This is a genomic window from Paenibacillus sp. E194 (genome assembly GCF_000935845.1).
Lineage (GTDB): Bacteria > Bacillota > Bacilli > Paenibacillales > Paenibacillaceae > Paenibacillus_B > Paenibacillus_B alvei_B.
This window is the reverse complement of the sequence record NZ_JMDX01000520.1, coordinates 1-937: the sequence shown is the minus strand read 5'-3', so window position 1 is coordinate 937 and position 937 is coordinate 1. Positions and strand designations below refer to the sequence as shown.

1 protein-coding gene is annotated in these 937 nt (G+C 57.6%); it reads left to right on the top strand.

What is annotated here, in order from left to right:
* The coding region (locus tag AZ66_RS29340) for an AMP-binding protein (protein WP_156160142.1) at positions 1-937 on the top strand (937 nt) is incomplete at both ends.

Genomic DNA, 937 nt, shown 5'->3' with positions numbered 1-937 from the left:
GCAGCCGATTGCTCTACGTCATCTATACGTCAGGTACGACCGGGAAGCCGAAGGGCGTTATGTTGGAGCATGGCAACCTCGTGAACCTGATCATGCATCAATACGAGCGTACATCCATTCCATTTGGCAAGCAGGTGCTGCAGTATGCGTCGTACAGCTTTGATGTGAGTTATCAGGAAATCTTTTCTACGTTGCTGGCGGGTGGAACGCTGCATGTGATCGATGAGGACATGCGCCAAAATCCGACTGCGCTATTCCGCTATGTGGAGGAACGAGGCATTCCAACCTTGCTGCTGCCGTCGTCGTTCGTCAAATTCGTGTGGAACGATCCGGCCTACGAAGCGAGTTGGCCAACGTGCGTGCAGCATCTGATAACGGCGGGAGAGGCGCTGATTGTCGGTCCGGCGCTGCAGCGCTACTTGCAGGAGCAGGGCGTCACGCTGCACAATCATTACGGCCCTTCGGAGACGCATGTAGCGACCACGTACACGATGATGCCGCAAGAGCCGATGACGACGCTGCCGCCGATCGGCAAGCCGATCAGCAACTCGTCCGTGTACATTTTGGACGGGCTCGGACAGCTGCAGCCGATCGGCGTAGTGGGCGAGCTGTATATCGGAGGTGCTTGTGTCGGCAGAGGCTACTTGCATCAGCCGGGCTGGACGCAGGAGAAATTCCTGGCCAACCCATGGCTGAAAGGAACGCGGATGTATCGGACCGGGGACCGTGTCCGCTGGTTGGCTGATGGCAACCTGGAGTATTTGGGCCGTATCGACCATCAGGTGAAGATCCGCGGCTACCGGATCGAACCGGGCGAGATCGAAACCAGACTGTTAGCGTTGGAAGGAATTCGAGAGGCGGCCGTAGTCGCGCTGCCAGATGAGCGAGGCAGCCATGAGCTGTGCGCGTATGTGGCAGGCGAACGCGAATTTACATT